The sequence below is a fragment of the Mediterraneibacter torques genome (assembly GCF_044591705.1).
GTDB lineage: Bacteria > Bacillota > Clostridia > Lachnospirales > Lachnospiraceae > Mediterraneibacter > Mediterraneibacter torques.
The window spans coordinates 1,750,774-1,767,153 of record NZ_CP172594.1; the positions used below are offsets into that span (position 1 = coordinate 1,750,774).

13 protein-coding genes are annotated in these 16,380 nt (G+C 42.5%); all 13 read right to left on the reverse strand.

Features of this window, described 5'->3' with window-relative positions:
• Positions 1–183 precede the first annotated feature (183 nt).
• The 13 genes from ACH9UM_RS08215 to trxA all read right to left on the reverse strand — a co-directional run bounded on the left by ACH9UM_RS08215 (position 184) and on the right by trxA (position 16,300).
• Positions 184–1,278, reverse strand: a complete 1,095-nt coding sequence (locus ACH9UM_RS08215) for a murein hydrolase activator EnvC (RefSeq protein WP_009243351.1) — start codon at positions 1,276–1,278, stop codon at positions 184–186.
• Between the two features lie 12 nt (positions 1,279–1,290).
• A complete protein-coding gene (gene ftsX, locus ACH9UM_RS08220) occupies positions 1,291–2,241 on the reverse strand; it encodes a permease-like cell division protein FtsX (RefSeq protein WP_055158763.1) in 951 nt (316 codons plus the stop codon).
• Positions 2,231–2,917, reverse strand: a complete 687-nt coding sequence (gene ftsE, locus ACH9UM_RS08225) for a cell division ATP-binding protein FtsE (RefSeq protein WP_004845237.1) — start codon at positions 2,915–2,917, stop codon at positions 2,231–2,233. The genes ftsX and ftsE overlap by 11 nt, the downstream gene beginning before the upstream one ends.
• A 34-nt stretch (positions 2,918–2,951) precedes the next feature.
• Positions 2,952–4,043 carry a CdaR family transcriptional regulator gene (locus ACH9UM_RS08230; protein WP_004845236.1) on the reverse strand — a complete coding sequence of 364 codons (1,092 nt, stop codon included), beginning with the start codon at positions 4,041–4,043 and terminating at the stop codon, positions 2,952–2,954.
• Between the two features lie 231 nt (positions 4,044–4,274).
• Positions 4,275–4,952, reverse strand: coding sequence for a WecB/TagA/CpsF family glycosyltransferase (locus ACH9UM_RS08235; RefSeq protein WP_004845235.1), 678 nt, complete (start codon positions 4,950–4,952; stop codon positions 4,275–4,277).
• Positions 4,953–5,000: 48 nt separating this feature from the next.
• Positions 5,001–5,216: a small, acid-soluble spore protein, alpha/beta type gene (locus ACH9UM_RS08240; RefSeq protein ID WP_004845234.1), complete on the reverse strand. Its 216-nt coding sequence runs from the start codon at positions 5,214–5,216 to the stop codon at positions 5,001–5,003.
• Positions 5,217–5,256: 40 nt separating this feature from the next.
• Positions 5,257–5,592 carry a PadR family transcriptional regulator gene (locus tag ACH9UM_RS08245; RefSeq protein WP_009243354.1) on the reverse strand — a complete coding sequence of 112 codons (336 nt, stop codon included), beginning with the start codon at positions 5,590–5,592 and terminating at the stop codon, positions 5,257–5,259.
• A 445-nt stretch (positions 5,593–6,037) separates the two neighbouring features.
• On the reverse strand, positions 6,038–7,324 hold the full coding sequence (locus ACH9UM_RS08250) for an IS110 family transposase (RefSeq protein ID WP_004846577.1): 1,287 nt from the start codon (positions 7,322–7,324) through the stop codon (positions 6,038–6,040).
• A gap of 254 nt (positions 7,325–7,578) precedes the next feature.
• Entirely contained in the window at positions 7,579–8,343 is a 765-nt protein-coding gene (locus ACH9UM_RS08255) for a MerR family transcriptional regulator (RefSeq protein ID WP_009243355.1), read from the reverse strand.
• A 290-nt stretch (positions 8,344–8,633) separates the two neighbouring features.
• Complete coding sequence (locus tag ACH9UM_RS08260) at positions 8,634–8,900, reverse strand: DUF1294 domain-containing protein (protein ID WP_004845231.1); 267 nt, start codon at positions 8,898–8,900, stop codon at positions 8,634–8,636.
• Positions 8,897–12,490, reverse strand: coding sequence for a helicase-exonuclease AddAB subunit AddA (gene addA / locus ACH9UM_RS08265; protein ID WP_009319927.1), 3,594 nt, complete (start codon positions 12,488–12,490; stop codon positions 8,897–8,899). The genes ACH9UM_RS08260 and addA overlap by 4 nt, the downstream gene beginning before the upstream one ends.
• Positions 12,491–12,492: 2 nt before the next feature.
• Positions 12,493–15,888, reverse strand: a complete 3,396-nt coding sequence (locus ACH9UM_RS08270) for a PD-(D/E)XK nuclease family protein (RefSeq protein WP_155236703.1) — start codon at positions 15,886–15,888, stop codon at positions 12,493–12,495.
• 103 nt (positions 15,889–15,991) lie between these two features.
• Entirely contained in the window at positions 15,992–16,300 is a 309-nt protein-coding gene (gene trxA / locus ACH9UM_RS08275) for a thioredoxin (RefSeq protein ID WP_004845228.1), read from the reverse strand.
• Positions 16,301–16,380: the final 80 nt, after the last annotated feature.

Genomic DNA, 16,380 nt, shown 5'->3' on the forward strand with positions numbered 1-16,380 from the left:
ACCGTTTTTATTTCCCATTCGACTTTTATGAAATGTCGCCAAACTTTTTGTCTATACAGAAGAAAGACAAAACAGATCATACTCTGCCTTGTCTCCCCTCTTCTTCCATATACGGGAAATCTCCCATATAGTAAATTTCACTGACTGAATCATTACCCCCGGCTATTCCTATGTATAACCACTTTACATATACAAATCAGGATTTACAGGTACATTATTCAGCTCCACCTGAAAATGAAGATGCGGTCCGGTTGACTGCCCTGTGCTTCCCACATATCCGATCTGCTGACCTTTCTCTACATATTGCCCTGCTCTGACGGCAAGTGCGCTGTGATGCATATATTTTGTCACAAGTCCGTTTCCGTGATTAATAACAACCCAGTTTCCGGCGCTGTAGCTGAATCCGGCGATCACAACCGTTCCTGCCGCAGCCGCATATGTAGGTGTTCCTACAGCCGCAGCATAATCATGTCCTTTATGGCCGCCGACCTCATATGGCCTGATCTCGCCAAAATAACTGGATTGGTACGACATACCCGGACACGGGTGCGTAAAATATCCGTTTCCGCTCACGACGTTTCCGCCCGTTGAAGGAATATAATTATTTCCTGCCTGCTCCTGTTGGATTCTTTCAACTTCTTTTGCCTTTTCCAATGCAGCAGCATTCGCATCGATCTCCGACTGGATATTGCTAAGTTTTTCTTTATTCTCATCGATCATTTTCTGAACTTCCGTCTGCTGACCGACAAGCTTTGTCTGAAGCGTATTCAGTTCCTCATATTCTGCCTGAACCTCTTCTTCTTTCACCTCGATTTCTTCAACCGTATCCTGATACCTTATAAGTTCGTCTCTGTCATACTCTGAGATTTGAGAAATATATTCTGCCTTATTCAGAAAATCTCCCATATTCTTACTCTCGGCAAGAACGGCTACAAACTGAGTATTTCCACTCTCATACATATATTTGATACGAACTTTCATTCTCTCATACTGATCATTCGCATCAATCTGAGCCTGAACAAGTTCATTTTCAACCTGTTCGATCTCCTCTTCTTTTTCTGTCAGTTTCTTCTGCGTTTCTTCCATATCGGCAACGATCCCTTTTAATTTTTCCGTGAGATCTTTCGCCTCTGCCTCAGCCTGTTCTTTTTTGCCTTCAAGCTCGTCCGCTTTATTTTCCGCTTCCTGAACGGTAACAGCCCCTACGTTCATCGTCATTCCGGCACACAGCGCCAACGCAAGAAATAAACTCGCCACCCTCTTCATTCTACACTTCATCGAGTATACCTCCTATACTTTCAGATGTTTGCGCACCGTAAAGAAACTTCCGAGGAAACCGATTCCGATTCCCATTACCACACCGATCGGGAGTAAGATCTGATATACAGTCGACACCGGAAGGAATGTAATAATATTCTCAAGAATACTGAATTTCACCATAATGTACTGAACTGCTTTATCATACAGGAAGTACAGCAGTACAAGCGGAATCGCCGCGCCGAAAATACCAATGATAAGACCTTCGATCACGAACGGAGAACGAACGACAAAGTCTTTCGCTCCGATGTACTTCATGATCGCAATCTCTTCTTTTCGCACGGTAATACCCATCGTAACGGTATTACTGATCAGGAAGATCGAAACTCCGAGAAGGATAATGATAATTGCGATCGAAATAACCGCTACAAGTGTATTTACGCTTGAAAGCATCTTCGCTACTACGTCCGACTTGTTTACTTCTCGTACGCCGTCCAGTTTTTGTGCATAAGAAACAAGTTCTTTCTGCGTCTCCGAAAGAGAACGGCTTCTCGCTGTAAGACTCTTACTGTCTTCCGCTGTTTTCATATATACTTCATAGTTGTCCGAAGATGCCAGCGGGTTATCGTTTTTAAATCCTTCTGCCAGCTCCGGATTGTCTGCAAAATACTGCTTCTGGAATTCTTCCCATGCTTCTTCTGCCGATATGTACTTTACTTCTGCCACATCTTTGCGGGCTTCCAGCGCCTTCCCGATCGCTTTCTTCTCTGAATCTGTAGCGTCTTCTTCAAAGAATACTGTGATCGCAACGCCTTCCTCCGCTGTTTTTATAATATGCTGAAAATTTACAATAATCGAAAAGAATAATCCAAACAAGAAGATACAAGCTGACATTGTCGCAATGGACGCGAGCGAAAACATCTTGTTTCTCCAGATATTCTTAACGCCTTGTTTTCCGACGTATCCAAATGTACTAATCCTCATCTATATACCCACCTTTTTGTTCATCACTGACGATCACACCTTGTTTCATAGTGATCACGCGCTCGTTCATCTCGTTTACAATCTCCTGGTTATGCGTAACGACAAGCACTGTCGTTCCTCTTTCATTCGCCTCTTTCAAAAGGCTCATGATCTCCCATGAGTTCGTTGGATCTAAGTTTCCCGTAGGCTCGTCTGCCAACAAAATAGCGGGTTCGTTTACGATTGCCCTTGCGATTGCAACTCGCTGCTGCTCTCCGCCTGATAATTCCTTCGGAAACGATTTATATTTTTGCGCAAGACCGACCAGCGAAAGCGCCGCAGGCACTTTTTTCTTGATCACTTTTGTCGGCGTTTCCGTCACGCGCAGGGCAAACGCAATATTTTCATAAATGTTTCTGTCTCTCAAAAGACGGAAGTCCTGAAACACAACGCCCAATCCTCTTCTGTATTTCGCGATATTGCGGTGTTTCATACGATTCAGGTTCTGCCCGTTTACTATGATCGTTCCCTCAGTCGGATTCAACTCCTTCATGATCAAACGAATCAGGGTAGACTTTCCCGAGCCGCTGTCTCCGACGATGAAAACGAATTCTCCCCGTTCGATTTTCACAGAGACTCCGTTAAGAGCTGAATTGCCCTTAGAGTACTCTTTCGTCACGTTTCTTAATTCAATCATAAGTTCCTCCTAATTATTTATACTCCTGTAAGATCTAATACTCTAATGATTCCATATATTTCATATATTTTACAACCATAAGCGCGATCTTGAACGTGATCGCATCCTCAAACACACGCAGATCAAGCCCCGTGCTCTTCTGAAGTTTATCCAGTCTGTATACAAGAGTATTTCTGTGAATGTACAACTGCCGGGATGTTTCCGATACATTCAGACTGTTCTCAAAAAATTTATTGATCGTTGTCAATGTCTCCTCATCAAAATCATCCGGCGATTTCCCCTCGAAAATCTCTCTGATAAACATCTTGCACAACGGAATCGGGAGCTGATAGATCAGACGGCCGATACCAAGTGTCGTAAATGCAACAATATCCTTTTCCGCAAAGAAAATTTTCCCTACGTCAAGCGCAAGCTTCGCCTCTTTATAGGACTTGGATACTTCCTTGATGTCGCTGATGATCGTACCGTATGCAATACGGATCTGCTCGTCCTTTGTATCTTCCTTCAGCATGTCGAGCATTTCCTTCGCCATCTTCTCAAGCTCTTTCGCCCCGTCTTTTTCTGTGAGTTCTTTTACTACAATGATATTCTTCTCATCAACCGCAGTAATAAAATCTTTTGATTTTCCGCCAAGAAGATTTCTCACATTCTCAAGCGCGGCATTATCCTTTTCGTGTGATGTCTCAATAATAAAGATAACACGTTTTACCTCCGTGTCAATATGTAATTTTTTAGCACGGTTATAAATGTCTACCAACAGAAGGTTGTCCAGAAGAAGATTTTTAATAAAATTATCTTTGTCGAACCTTTCTTTATAAGCTACCAGCAGACTGTGGATCTGGAATGCCGCAACTTTGCCGAGCATATACGCCGTCTCGCTGTCACCTTCCGCCAGCAGTACGTACTCAAGCCTCTGCTCGTCAAAAATCTTAAAAAACTGACATCCCTGTATTACCTGACTGTCCGCAGGCGATTCTACAAACGAGATTACCGCGCTGTTTCGTTCCTGCGCATTGTCTAATGTAGATGCCAGTTCCTTTCCCTCTGTATCTAATACTGAGAAGTCAACTTTGGAAATTCCTTTCAATCCGTCGATCGTATTCTGAAGTATCTGATTTGAAATCATGCCTGTTCCTCCACTCCTTGGATTTATATCATGTACATTTTTCACAAACTTTAAAAGCGAAAATATTCCTCTTTCTTAGATTCGTATATTATATTAATGCAAAACAGCAAAAAAAGAAAGAGGAAATACATATTTTTTATGCATTTCCTCAGATATTTTACAAAAAATTCATATTTTAATGTCTATACATTGTTCACAAATTCCATATATGGACATTTTTCCCGCTTTTGTCTAGTCTGATTTTTTCTGTTGTTTCCCTACTAACAGATGAAATCGCTTTTTCAGCAGAAACCGGGAGAGCCTTTTGGAAAGCTTTCTCTCGCCATAACTTTTTTCAAGCAGAGTTCCACATCCGAACCACAGTTTTACATTTAAAAGAGCTTGATTTTCCGCGATAAACTTTTCTTGATAAGGAGAAGTCAGTACGGACAAGATACAGTCCGTCTCTGTTCCGTTGATCTCATTGACTACGTCTTCTTCCCGGTTTTCTCCCTCTTTGATCAGCGCGTGTCCCGTCAGAAAAATTCCTTTGTCATAATACTTCATGGCATTTTCCACAGTATTTAGCTTTTCTTCCGATTCGGCAAGCAAAAAAACTCTTTTTCTGTTCTTCTGAAGGTATTTCATAAACATTTTTATAAATGTCTGATTTTCCGCTTCTCTTAGTTTTATCCTGTCGGTTTCCCCTGCCGCTTCGAGAATTTCTGTCTCTCCGGGCAGAATAAGACCAAATCCGGATGTCGATCTTATCCACTCGTCTTCATCCCGCGCGCGCATCAATGCGCTCATAGATAAAACTTCGATAATATCAACCGACTCTCTTTCCAGAAACGCAATCGCTTTTAACATCGCTTCCTTCGCTGTTATGCAGTCCATTTCCGTACTCAAAACATTTATTCTTTCTTTCATACACATCACCTGTCGTCTCCCTCGGATGTATAATTCTATCAAATTTGTCTATCTTTGTAAAGAAATATTCTGCCCGCCGGATCGCTGCTTCTTCTTTCGTGTCACTAATCCTCCGATCCTGCCTGTCTCCTTTGATGTAAGTGATTTCCAGCCTTCCGTCATCACTTTATCGAGAAGCCCTATTTCCTCAGCCACCTCATATTTCAGCTTTTCATCCGGATCAAGATTTGCCGGATCGATCGTCTTTGATTTTTTCCCTGACATACAACTTCCCCTTTCTTCTTTCAAAGGAGTATTGCCCGTTTTAGCAAATCGTATTCATCCGATCTGCTCCGTCAAAGATATCGCTGATCTTACATGTATAATTTTTCCACTCTTCCCTATAAAAATCCAACTGCGCGATTCCCTTTTCGGTCACTTTATAATACCGTCTGTTTCTGCCTTCAAACTGTCGATCATATACTTCCAGACACTCATCTTTCTGAAGCCTTCGCAAAACCGGATACAATGTCGATTCCGATACGTCGATCACTTTTCTTACATCCTGCGTGATCCTGTATCCATATGTTCCCGTTTCTTCCATAGATACGACTGCCAGTACGATCGCATCCAACAGGGCAGCTCCTGTATGAAATACCATCTGTTCCTCCCTAATAAATCAAGTCTTTTTTCCTTTAAAATAAAGGTTTTTTAAAGTTTCTATCTCAGATGAATGAACAAGAATCATGGATATTTCTCTGTATCTGGTACGAAAATAGCTAGTTTAGGGTATACGAAATAAAACGTCTTTTTTATTCGTTTTAAATGGCCTTGTGTATTCCCTTCCATCTATGGCAACGCACCTCCCGTGTCTACCAGGATCATCACTTCGTGAGTCCTAACTTCCTTCGTTCTGCCTATCCATAATCCGGGTGTCAGCTTAGCTCCTTGTCAGGGTCTTGCCCTATGGAAAATATTCCTGCCAACTACCTGCTCATTCTTTGTTCCTATTATTACTGACTTGCTTCCTGTAACAGCACTTTTCAGTGGACGTTCCCCATTACATTCTGCTTTTGTACCTTTTCGGGTTGGTTACTTCCTGCACTCTATGCTGCAAGCATCTGTGGTCTCTTGATATCTTGCATCATCTTTGCACCGTCATAAGTCACACCTTTAGTCAAAATCGTATAAAAGATTCTTAAGACTTTACACGCAACTGCTATGACTGACTGCATCTTCTTTAGCGGATTTTCTTTTCTAGTTCGATAATACCGGTGTACTTCCTTAAATTCTTCATTCCTTGCAATCAAGGATATGGCTGCTTCATACAGTACATATCTGAGGCGTTTTCTTCCTCTGTAGCTGATGTGACTCTCGCCCTTATGTTTTCCCGAACTACACTCTACAATGGCATATCCAGCTAGTTTTTGCAGTTGCTTTGGATTATCAAAACGTGTGATGTCTCCTACTTCGGCAACAAATCCACTCACTGTTTTCAATCCAACTCCTTTGATTTCCAACAACTTATCTATATGAGGAATCTCTGACAACTTTTCCTCTGTCAGGCTCATCAGGTCTTCCTCTCTATTTTTGTAGATTTCATAATCGTTCAGTAGATTCTTCAATTCAATTCTTGCACTATCAGGTGCTTCCTGGCTTCCAATACTGTGCTCTGCAGCCGTTACCAGGGTCTTTGCCCTCTTCAGTCCAGCCGCTCTCAACTTAGCATCCCGCCAAATCTTATTGATTCCATCTACACCCAGTTTTACGATATCTTGTGGCAAAGGTGCCTCTTTTAATATCATAAGACCACTCACAGAATCCGGATTTCTATAAACGTCTTTGATTTCCGGAAAATAGATGCTAAACCATCTTGCGATACGGTTCTTGATCCTTGTAATTTCTTCCTGGGTTTGTAATCTGAGATTTGAAAGACTCCGAATCTCAGCATAAATACCAGTTGGTATATATGGATATGAAAATCTCCCTTCATTTACCAGCGCCGCAATTGTCTTTGGATCCTTACGGTCATTTTTGTTTGGATTATTGTCATCCAGTTCTTTTGACTTCTTTACATGATGTGGATTTACATGAACCGGTTTCATGCCGTTGTCCTGCAGGTATGCTCCAAGGTTGAACCAATAGTGTCCTGTTGGTTCCATTCCCGGAATCACAACGTTTTTACCGTATTTTTCTGCAAAATCCGCCATCCATGCTTTTAAAGTCATAAATCCAGCTTCTGTATTACTGAATTCCAACGGTTTCTTTGAATACTCGTAATTACGCCAATCGAATGCTCTTGCAAAGTGCGTTTCACTTCCCACATCAATCCCAACAATTAATGTCTTTTCCGTAATAGATTTAATTTTTGCGTTCTGTGTGTTATACTTCATTTTAGATACCTCTCTGTTCAATAAGATTGTTACTAACCGTGCAAAGTCAGTAATCTTATTCTACACTGAGGTATTTTTTTCTCAACCTTCTTTCTTGGAATTCCTTATATTTGAATTATACAGGAAGCTCCTTTTTTGCCAAAGACATTGTATTATATGAGTAATATTATATTTTGTATAATATAGTTTGTCAATACAATATTATCCGGAAAAACCATTGATCGCCGCCCTGTAAATCGTCTGTTCAGCTCCGCTTATACCCGGTCAACCCAATATCGAATTGCAGATTCGAGAAACTTTGCACATCCATTCACTTCTTTATCATAATACATTTTAAACCTCTCGTCGCTGATATAGAGATTGCCGATTGCCGCATGCGCCTCTTTCGTATACTGTTTCCATGTCTTTCCAAGCCATTCTTTATGAAGTGCGACGATCCGCCTGCCGCATTCATCCTCCGGGTTTGCTCCGCCTCTTACCGCATCCTGTAATTGTATGCGGATTTCTTCACCCAGATTTTGAAATCTCTCGTATTCCTCCTCTGTCATATCTAAAACTTTCCTGTTTGCGGCATCCATCTCTTCATCGCCATATTTTTCGCGGATTTCCGCCCCGTGTTTTTCTTCATTTTCCCGAACTACTCTTTCTTTAAACGCCTGAAATTTTTCCTGATCACTCATATCATATTCTCCTTTCATTGAACGTATCGTCTGTTCCACTGTTTGGATCAGAGCTTCCATATGGTTTCTCTTTTCCTCAAGTTCCAAAAGGTGTTCCCGCAAAGCCGCCATAATGTCAAAGTCTTTCTGATAGATGATCTTCTTGATCTGCTTTAGTTCCATTCCCCGTTCCTTGTAAAACAGAATCTGCTGCAGGATCTCCAGTTCCCGCTCTCCATAGTACCGATATCCGGCTTCACTTGTCTTTGATGGTTTCAGCAATCCGATCTGATCATAATAACGAAGTGTGCGCGCACTCACTCCTGTTAGTTCCGATACTTCTTTAATGCCGCACTTCACCGTTTTCACCTCCTGTTAAAATACCCTAAGCCGATATTTTCTTTCTTTTCTATCAGCTTAGGGCAAGTATATTACTTGACGTTACGTCAAAGTCAAGAGCATCTGACATATTTTTTCGTAACAGTTCATCCATACAGATGTACAGGAAGCACAAAACATGCTTGCATATTTTTGCAAGCGGACATCTGTATGTGCTTAGCGCCTTTTTATGAGTAAAACAGTGGCGGCAGCCACAATAAGCACGCAGTGCGGTTTTACGAATGGCGCGGGCTGAACTGTTACATTGTTCTTTAATAATTCAAAAGCACATATCCGGCTATCACACAATGGATCACAAAAAATATCGGTACGCTGATGACAAATTTTGCTTTCTTTGTTTTATGCCTGAACATCATCATTCCTGCTAAAGCTCCAACCGAACCGCCTGCAAACGCCGCAAGCAGAAGAACTTTTTCGGGAATCCGCCATCTTCCCGATTTTGCTTTCCACTTATCTATACCGTACATCAGCCATACCCCAACATTTAATGCGAGCAAACAATACATCAAAATCTTCATACGATGATCTCCTCTTTTAAAGTAAACGAATAAATAATCTTCTCTTTTACAGTTTTTCCCGTAAGCTGAGACAGGGCATGTGCATAATATTCAAGCTGCGCATGATATTTTTCCGCAAGTTCTTTTCTGCTTTTCACCTGATCCGTCTTATAATCAAGCACGACAAGTCCGTCTTCTTCTTCAAAATAAACGTCGATAATCCCCTGCACTAATATCTTTTCCCCGGACAGATCTCCCTGATAGATCTCCGATGCATTCACGCTGATCACAAAAGGCTGCTCTTTATAAAGTTTTCTGTTCCTTGCCGCCTGTAACATCCGCACTCCGCTCTTAGTCCGAAGAAACCGCATCATATCTTCTGTCTCAATACATTCTGCCATTTCCCTCGATAAACGTCCATCTTCCGCAAGCCTTTCCACCTCTGCTTCCAGATCATCTGCTTCGTATTCTTTTGCAAAATCAAGCAGTTCTAAAAACTTGTGATATGCGCTTCCCCGTGAAGCGCCGGAAAGAGTTTCTTCCTCTTTTATAAAACGGGGAAGAAGAGGAACCGTCTGTGGTTCTTTATACATTTCCTCTCCCGCTTCTTCTTGCAGCGCCTTTCTTTTTTTCAGCTCCGATACGGTAAACTTCATTTTCATACCGCCTTCCGAATAATACGGATAAACGTAATCTGCCTGTTCATCCAGACATTTTCGTATTTCCGGATCATACACTTTTGTCACATCCCAGTGTTTCAATACGTCAAGCGCCAACTGTTCTGACTTCACCTGTAAAATATCTGCTCCTATGTCATTTCCTGTATACTGAAAAATGCAGACAGGCGCATCTTCTAACGCCGCCTCCTCCTCTTCAGACCAAAGAGCCGGTATGATCCAGTCGAAATATGATTTTGCACCTGCCGTGATAACTCCGTCTTTGCCGGAGCGCATAATGAAACGATCCGGCAAAACCCCTGTCATGATCAGTTTTTCCTTTGCTCTTGTCAACGCTACATACAGAATGCGCATCTCCTCTGCCCACATTTCATACATTGCCTCTTCCCGAATCAGCTTTTTCAAAAATGTAGGCGCTTTTGTCCTCCGTTTCAGATCGATCTTATCAATCCCAATGCCCCATTCAGGATGAAGGATCATGCTGCTTTTCGTATCCTGTGTATTAAATTGTTTTCCCATACCTGCCGCAAAAACAACCGGAAATTCCAAACCTTTACTCTTATGAATACTCATGATCCTTACCGTATCCGCCTGTTCATCCATGATCCCGGCTTCTCCGTAATCAACGTCATATTTTTTCAGTTGTTCGATATACCGCACAAAATGAAACAATCCTTTGTAGCTTGTTCCTTCAAACGCCTTTGCTTTTTCCACCAGCATCTCTACGTTTGCGGCTCTTTGCACTCCGCCTTCCATCGCCGAAATGTATATACCGAAACCTGTTTCTTCTATAATCTCCGTCAACAGATCATGAATCGGAGTATACGACACTTTTTTTCTGAAATGATCCACCTGACTGAAAAATCTCATCAGACGATCTTTCAAGACCGGATCCTGTGCTTCTTCCGACGCGTACATCCGCGCGCTTTCATGAAACGGTACGTCGGGATATGCGACTCTGATCTTTGCCATATCTTCTGTCAGAAGATTTCCCAAAGGCGACGCCAGAACCGCCGCAAGCGGGAGATCCTGCCTTCCGTTATCGAGTATTTTAAGATAGTCAAGCAATACGCTCACTTCATAAGTTTCAAAATACCCTTCCCTGCTTACAGAATATGCGGGAATCCCTTCTTCTGCAAGGACTGCCGAAAAATCTTCTGCCCATCCTTTCACACTTCTTGTCAAAATCACAATATCTTTATACTGCACCGGACGATATTCCCCTGTTTTTTTATCCGACACAACCCCGCCGCGCATCAAACTTTTAATTCTGCGCGCGATCATCCTCGCTTCTGACCGACGTACGTTTTCCGCTTCTTTATCGCGGTCTTTTAAGATCAAAAGCTCCGTCTTGAAAAGATCTGTGTTTCTTTCACATTCTGACGATATGTATCGTTTTGCCTCAATTTCTTCTGTTTTCGGAAACTTCGCCCCAAGATAAAGCGCCGCGCTGTCATCATATTCGATTCCGCCCATTTCTTTTTTCATAATACGTCGGAAGATATAATTGACACTGTCCAGAACTTCTCCTCTGCTTCTGAAGTTTTTATGCAGATCGATCCTCTGTCTGTCACTGTCTTCTAAACTGTATGTGTTATATTTTTGCATAAACAGTTCAGGTCTTGAAAGACGGAAGCTGTAAATGCTCTGCTTTACATCGCCTACCATAAAAATATTATTTTTTCCTTCTGCCTGTCCCGATACGCTTGTCAGGATCGTCTCCTGTACAAAATTACTGTCCTGATATTCGTCGATCATAATTTCTTCAAACTGTTTTGCATATTCTCCGGCTACGGCAGACGGAACAAGTTCTCCGTTTTTTTCTTCAGTCAGTATATCAAGCGCAAACCGTTCCATATCGTTAAAATCTATCATATTTCTGCCGCGCTTCTTTTCCGCAAACTTTTCTGCGAACAGCTTTACCAAAGATACGAGCGTTTTCACAGACTCTCCCGCCGAAACCATGTCCTCTTTCCATACGCTTTCCGGCGCGTAAAAATAAGTTTCCTTCACCCCGGCAATCGCCTTTTTTGCCTGTTCTCTCAACGCCTTTACGGACTCTCTTTTTTCAGCCGATACACTGTCATCTTTTTTTCTCGAAAGCGTTTTCCATACAAACCGATCAGCCGCGTCATACATTTCTGCAAAATCACTGCATTTTCTTATCTTCTCTATTCCACGAAGATCCTCTTCCAGCATATCCGCATACATATACGGTCCATCCGGCTCCTCACATATTTTCAATCCTCTGCGGATCAGTTTTTCCGGTTCTTCGATCCGAATAAGAACGTGTTCTTTTGCCCGCCGTATCATCGCTTCCGCCGCCTCTTCTTCTGTATATACCGCAGCACAACGGTCAAGCCACTGTTCCGGTCTTGGATAACTGCCGGAATATTCGTATAATTTTAAAATGATCCCTTCGATCTTCCGGTCATTTTTCCCTGTTCCAAACCGCTCTGTAAAGGAAAGGAACTCTTCCTCTCCTTTGGAATAACACTCTTCAAGCAATTCATCGAGAACGTCTTGTTTTAAAAGTTTTAATTCTCCGTCTTCTCCGATCCGAAATCCCGGATCAAGATCGATCACATGAAAATGTTCCCTTATCACAGACAGACAAAAACTGTGTATCGTCGTGATCGGCGCACTGTGAACTAACGTAGCCTGCCTCTCCAGATGTACGTTTCCCGGATTTTCTTCCAGCTTTTTCTCGATCGCTTCTCTGATCCTGTCCTTCATCTCTGCTGCCGCCGCTTCTGTAAATGTCACAATCAAAAGTCTGTCCACATCGACAGGACTTTGCTCATCTGTGATCTTTTGAATAATACGTTCTACGAGAACGGCTGTCTTTCCCGATCCTGCCGCCGCAGATACAAGAATATTACGATTTCGCAGATCTATGACCTTTTGCTGCTGTTCTGTCCATTTCACGCCCATTCTTATCCTTCCCTGCCTTTCCCGCTTTGCTCGTTTTCCGAAGCGTCCCGGCTGACATTTTCTTCCAAAGCCTCCCGCATCTTTTTCACCGCATCGTCTGAAGAATATCTCTCCAGCCTGCGGTAACTACATCCTTCAAGACGCGGATCGAACCCACATATATCTCTGTACGGACAGTAATCACATCCTGTAGTTTCTCCCATCTCATACGGAGAGGCGGAAACTTCTCCGTCATACATTCGGTCTTTGACCGACTCTTCTTTTCGTTTCGCAAAAGAAAGTACTAGCCGAAACAGTTCTTCCGGAAGCGCGTGAGACGTTTTACTCAATGAACCGTCTTTATTTCTTCCTATTGGAAAAAGGAGCGAATTCCCCGAAAGTTCTTTCTCCAAATGCGAAATCACCATATCATCCCCGTTAACTAGCCCATCCTGCTTTAATTCTTTTAAAATACTTCTCTCCACGGCATCCTGAGTTTTTTCTTCCGAAACGATCGGATCTTGTATCCGATAATAAAATATTCCTGCCGGGACGATCGTTTTATGAGGATGTTTTCTTTGCTCTACATCCAAAGCCGCGTTCAGATATACCGGAAGCTGCATTTGCAGACCATGATACAACGCCGTAATATCAAAACTTTTCATTCCCGTTTTATAATCTGTCACTTTGACATAAACACAGTCATTGTCAAAACATGTATCGATTCGGTCAATCTTCCCGCTTCCGAACTGCATCTCGTACCCGCTTGGAAGAAAGTCTCCTTTTTCTATCTGCTTTGTCAGCGCCCACACAGAAGTTCGGATAAGACGTTTGATCCGAGTGATCATATATTCATTTCGCGCCGAACTGAAAAGAACTGTATTCCCATAATCTATTACGCTTTCTTCCACACTCTCATCGATCATCTCGTCACGAAGAGCTTCCGGTATTTCCTGCCATTTCATTTTCTGCGCATCCGCCTTTTTGGAAAACGTCTCCAAAGACTTGTGCGCGATATTTCCGAGATCAAGCGCCTCAAACCCATATTCTTCCCGGTCTGAAAGCCGCAGTCCGTAACTTAAAAAATGAGCATATGCACAAGACGCAAATTTTTCCAGTCTTGTCACACTGACGCGATTTCGATCACTATAAAGTTCTTTTGTCAGTTCCGGTGCAAGCCTCGTATCTGTTTTATGCAGAAAACCTGCATTCAAAATACTTTCGATCTCTTTTTTATTTCTTCCGTCTTTTTGAAACCATGTATACAACTCTTTCCACTCATTATCCAGCCCGAGACGGCGGCTGCAAATTCCTTTTGCCACTTTCTCGATCCCCCCTCTTCGGGTGATCTCTCTGTCGCTAAGCTTTCTGTTTTCTTCATCGACAACGGACAGATTCGGAAACAGCCTGCGAAGCTCCTGTATCAAATACGCCGGACGCAGAGATTTTCCCTCCCCCGACACCTTTGACCATGACAGGCTTAGAAGTTCCGTCGGTTTTGTCAGCGCCGTATATAAATAAAATTTCTGTATATAGATTTTTTCCTTCGGTCCGGGCGACAACGAGATATCTTTCTCTTTGAATTTTTCTCTGTCCCGCTCAGACAAAATGCCGCCCGTTCCCGCATTGCCCGGCAAAAGCACATCGTTCGCTCCGACAAAAAACAAGGCGCGGATATCTTTCATTCTTGTACGCTCTACGTCTCCGATCACAACCTGGTCAATGCTCGGAGGAATCACTCCCACTTTCGCCTCTTCAAATCCGGCGTCAAGAAGCTCGCAGTATTCTTTCAGCGTAATCGGCTCGTCGCCTAACAGTTCCGAAAACTTGTCAAACAACTCCATGACGATCCGGTAGATCTGCTCATATTCTTTTGCAAGTGTAAGTTCTCCCTGTTCTGCGAAAAATTTCTGCTGTTGTTCCAATTTCTCCTGAAGATGCTCTCCTGCGATAAATTCATATACCGCAAGCGTAATGTCAAGCACCGTCTTTTTTTTCTGTCTTGAAACGAACATAAGCGGATCGATCTTTTCGACAAATTTCACGCGCAGATGATTTAACTTTTCCACTTCTTCCTCATCCGCCTCTTTCGTTTTCCTCGCCCATGCCTGCTGCCATTTTTTATATCCCTTTATCCCCAGCGCAAGACAGTAGTTTTCCAATCGGTCGATCTCATCTTCCGTAAATTCACAATATCCGGATCTTAAATAACGAAATACGCTTTCATAAGTAAAATTTTCCTGTATCATCCCCAGAAGGCTGCGGACATACTCTACAAAAGAATTCAGAAGAATACTTTTCTTATGATCCATAAACACAGGTATGTCAAAAGAAGCACATGCTTTTTCCAACACATCCGCATACACATTCATATCTGACGCGATCACGGCAATGTCTCTGTATCGGTATCCTTTTGTCCTCACTAACCGCCTGATACTTTCTGCTACATACTTTGCCTCTTTTCCCGGAGAGCGCACTTCATGCAGCGATACAGACTCACAGCTTCCGTTATATTTTGCGCCTGAATACCGGAATAGTTCCGTTTCCAAAAACGCCATTTCCGAACAATCCCGAAAACGATACACCGGCCTTTCAAACAAACATATCGGTTCTTCAATCTCTGTTTTTTTCTCACCCGCAATCTTCATAAGAGATGTGACCATCTGTTTGCCGAGCGCAAAAATCTGATACGGATGTTCATATACATACGGATTTTCTCTTCCGTCCATCATCACTGTGATCATCACTTTTTCGCACACTGAAAAAAGCTCACCGATCAAACGGTTTTGTACAGGCGTAAAACCTGTAAACCCGTCCATCGCCACCACGCTTCCTTTTAAAATATCGGAATACGGAACAGCGTCGCTGAGCACATCGAGCATTTCTTCTTTTGTAATGTATTTTTCACTTAAATACTCTTCAAATTTTTCATATATAGTTCGGATATCATCCAGTTTATAATGCAGATAACTTTCAGGCGGCACTTCTTTCATAAAATCATCCAAACGTTCAAAGTCTACGCCATACTGCGCAAATTCCGAAAGAACAGACTTCACTTCGCTTATATAACCTTGTTTTTTCAGGTTTCCCTTAAAGACCTTCAGATCTTTTTCACACTCGCCCGCAATTTTGCGCAAAACAAGATTTTTTCCTTCATCATCAAGCACAACACGGGCATCCTGACCCACCTCTTCAAAAACGCGGTACGCCAGACGCCCGAAACTTAACACATCAATATTCATGATCCCGCCTTTTGGATGCGCAAGACAGAGATCTTTTTGTGTCTGCATCGTAAACTGCTCGGGAACGATGACAAGATAATTCTTGTCAGGATTTTCAATCGCTTCCCGAACAACCGTATCATATAAACAGTAAGATTTTCCGCTTCCGGAATTTCCCATAATAAATTGTAATGACATAAACCGCCTCCTGCCACAGGTCTTCCAACATATTTTTCTTGATTATACTACCCGTGCACATTCCTGACAAGAAGCCGGTTTATCTGTCCTTTACTATGTTTTGTTATTTTACCAGATCTGCAAGCGCTCCCTTCGGAACAGCGCCGACCTGTTTTCCTGTCATCTCTCCGTTTTTAAACGCGATAAATGTCGGGATGCTCATAACACCGTAGCGCTGCGCTACTTCCATCTCTTCGTCAATATTGATCTTACATACTTTTACATCGTCCAATTCTCCGGAAATCTCTTCTACTACCGGTCCCATCATCTTACACGGTCCGCACCAGTCAGCGTAGAAATCTACCAATACCGGGCGATCTGCCTGAAGAACTTCCTGATCAAAATTTGCCGTTGTTAATTTTACTACTGCCATTTTTCTTTCTCCTTTTCCCGACCTTATTCGGTCTGTTTTTATTGATTCGATTTTTGTTTTCTTTCATTGAGTATGGCTTT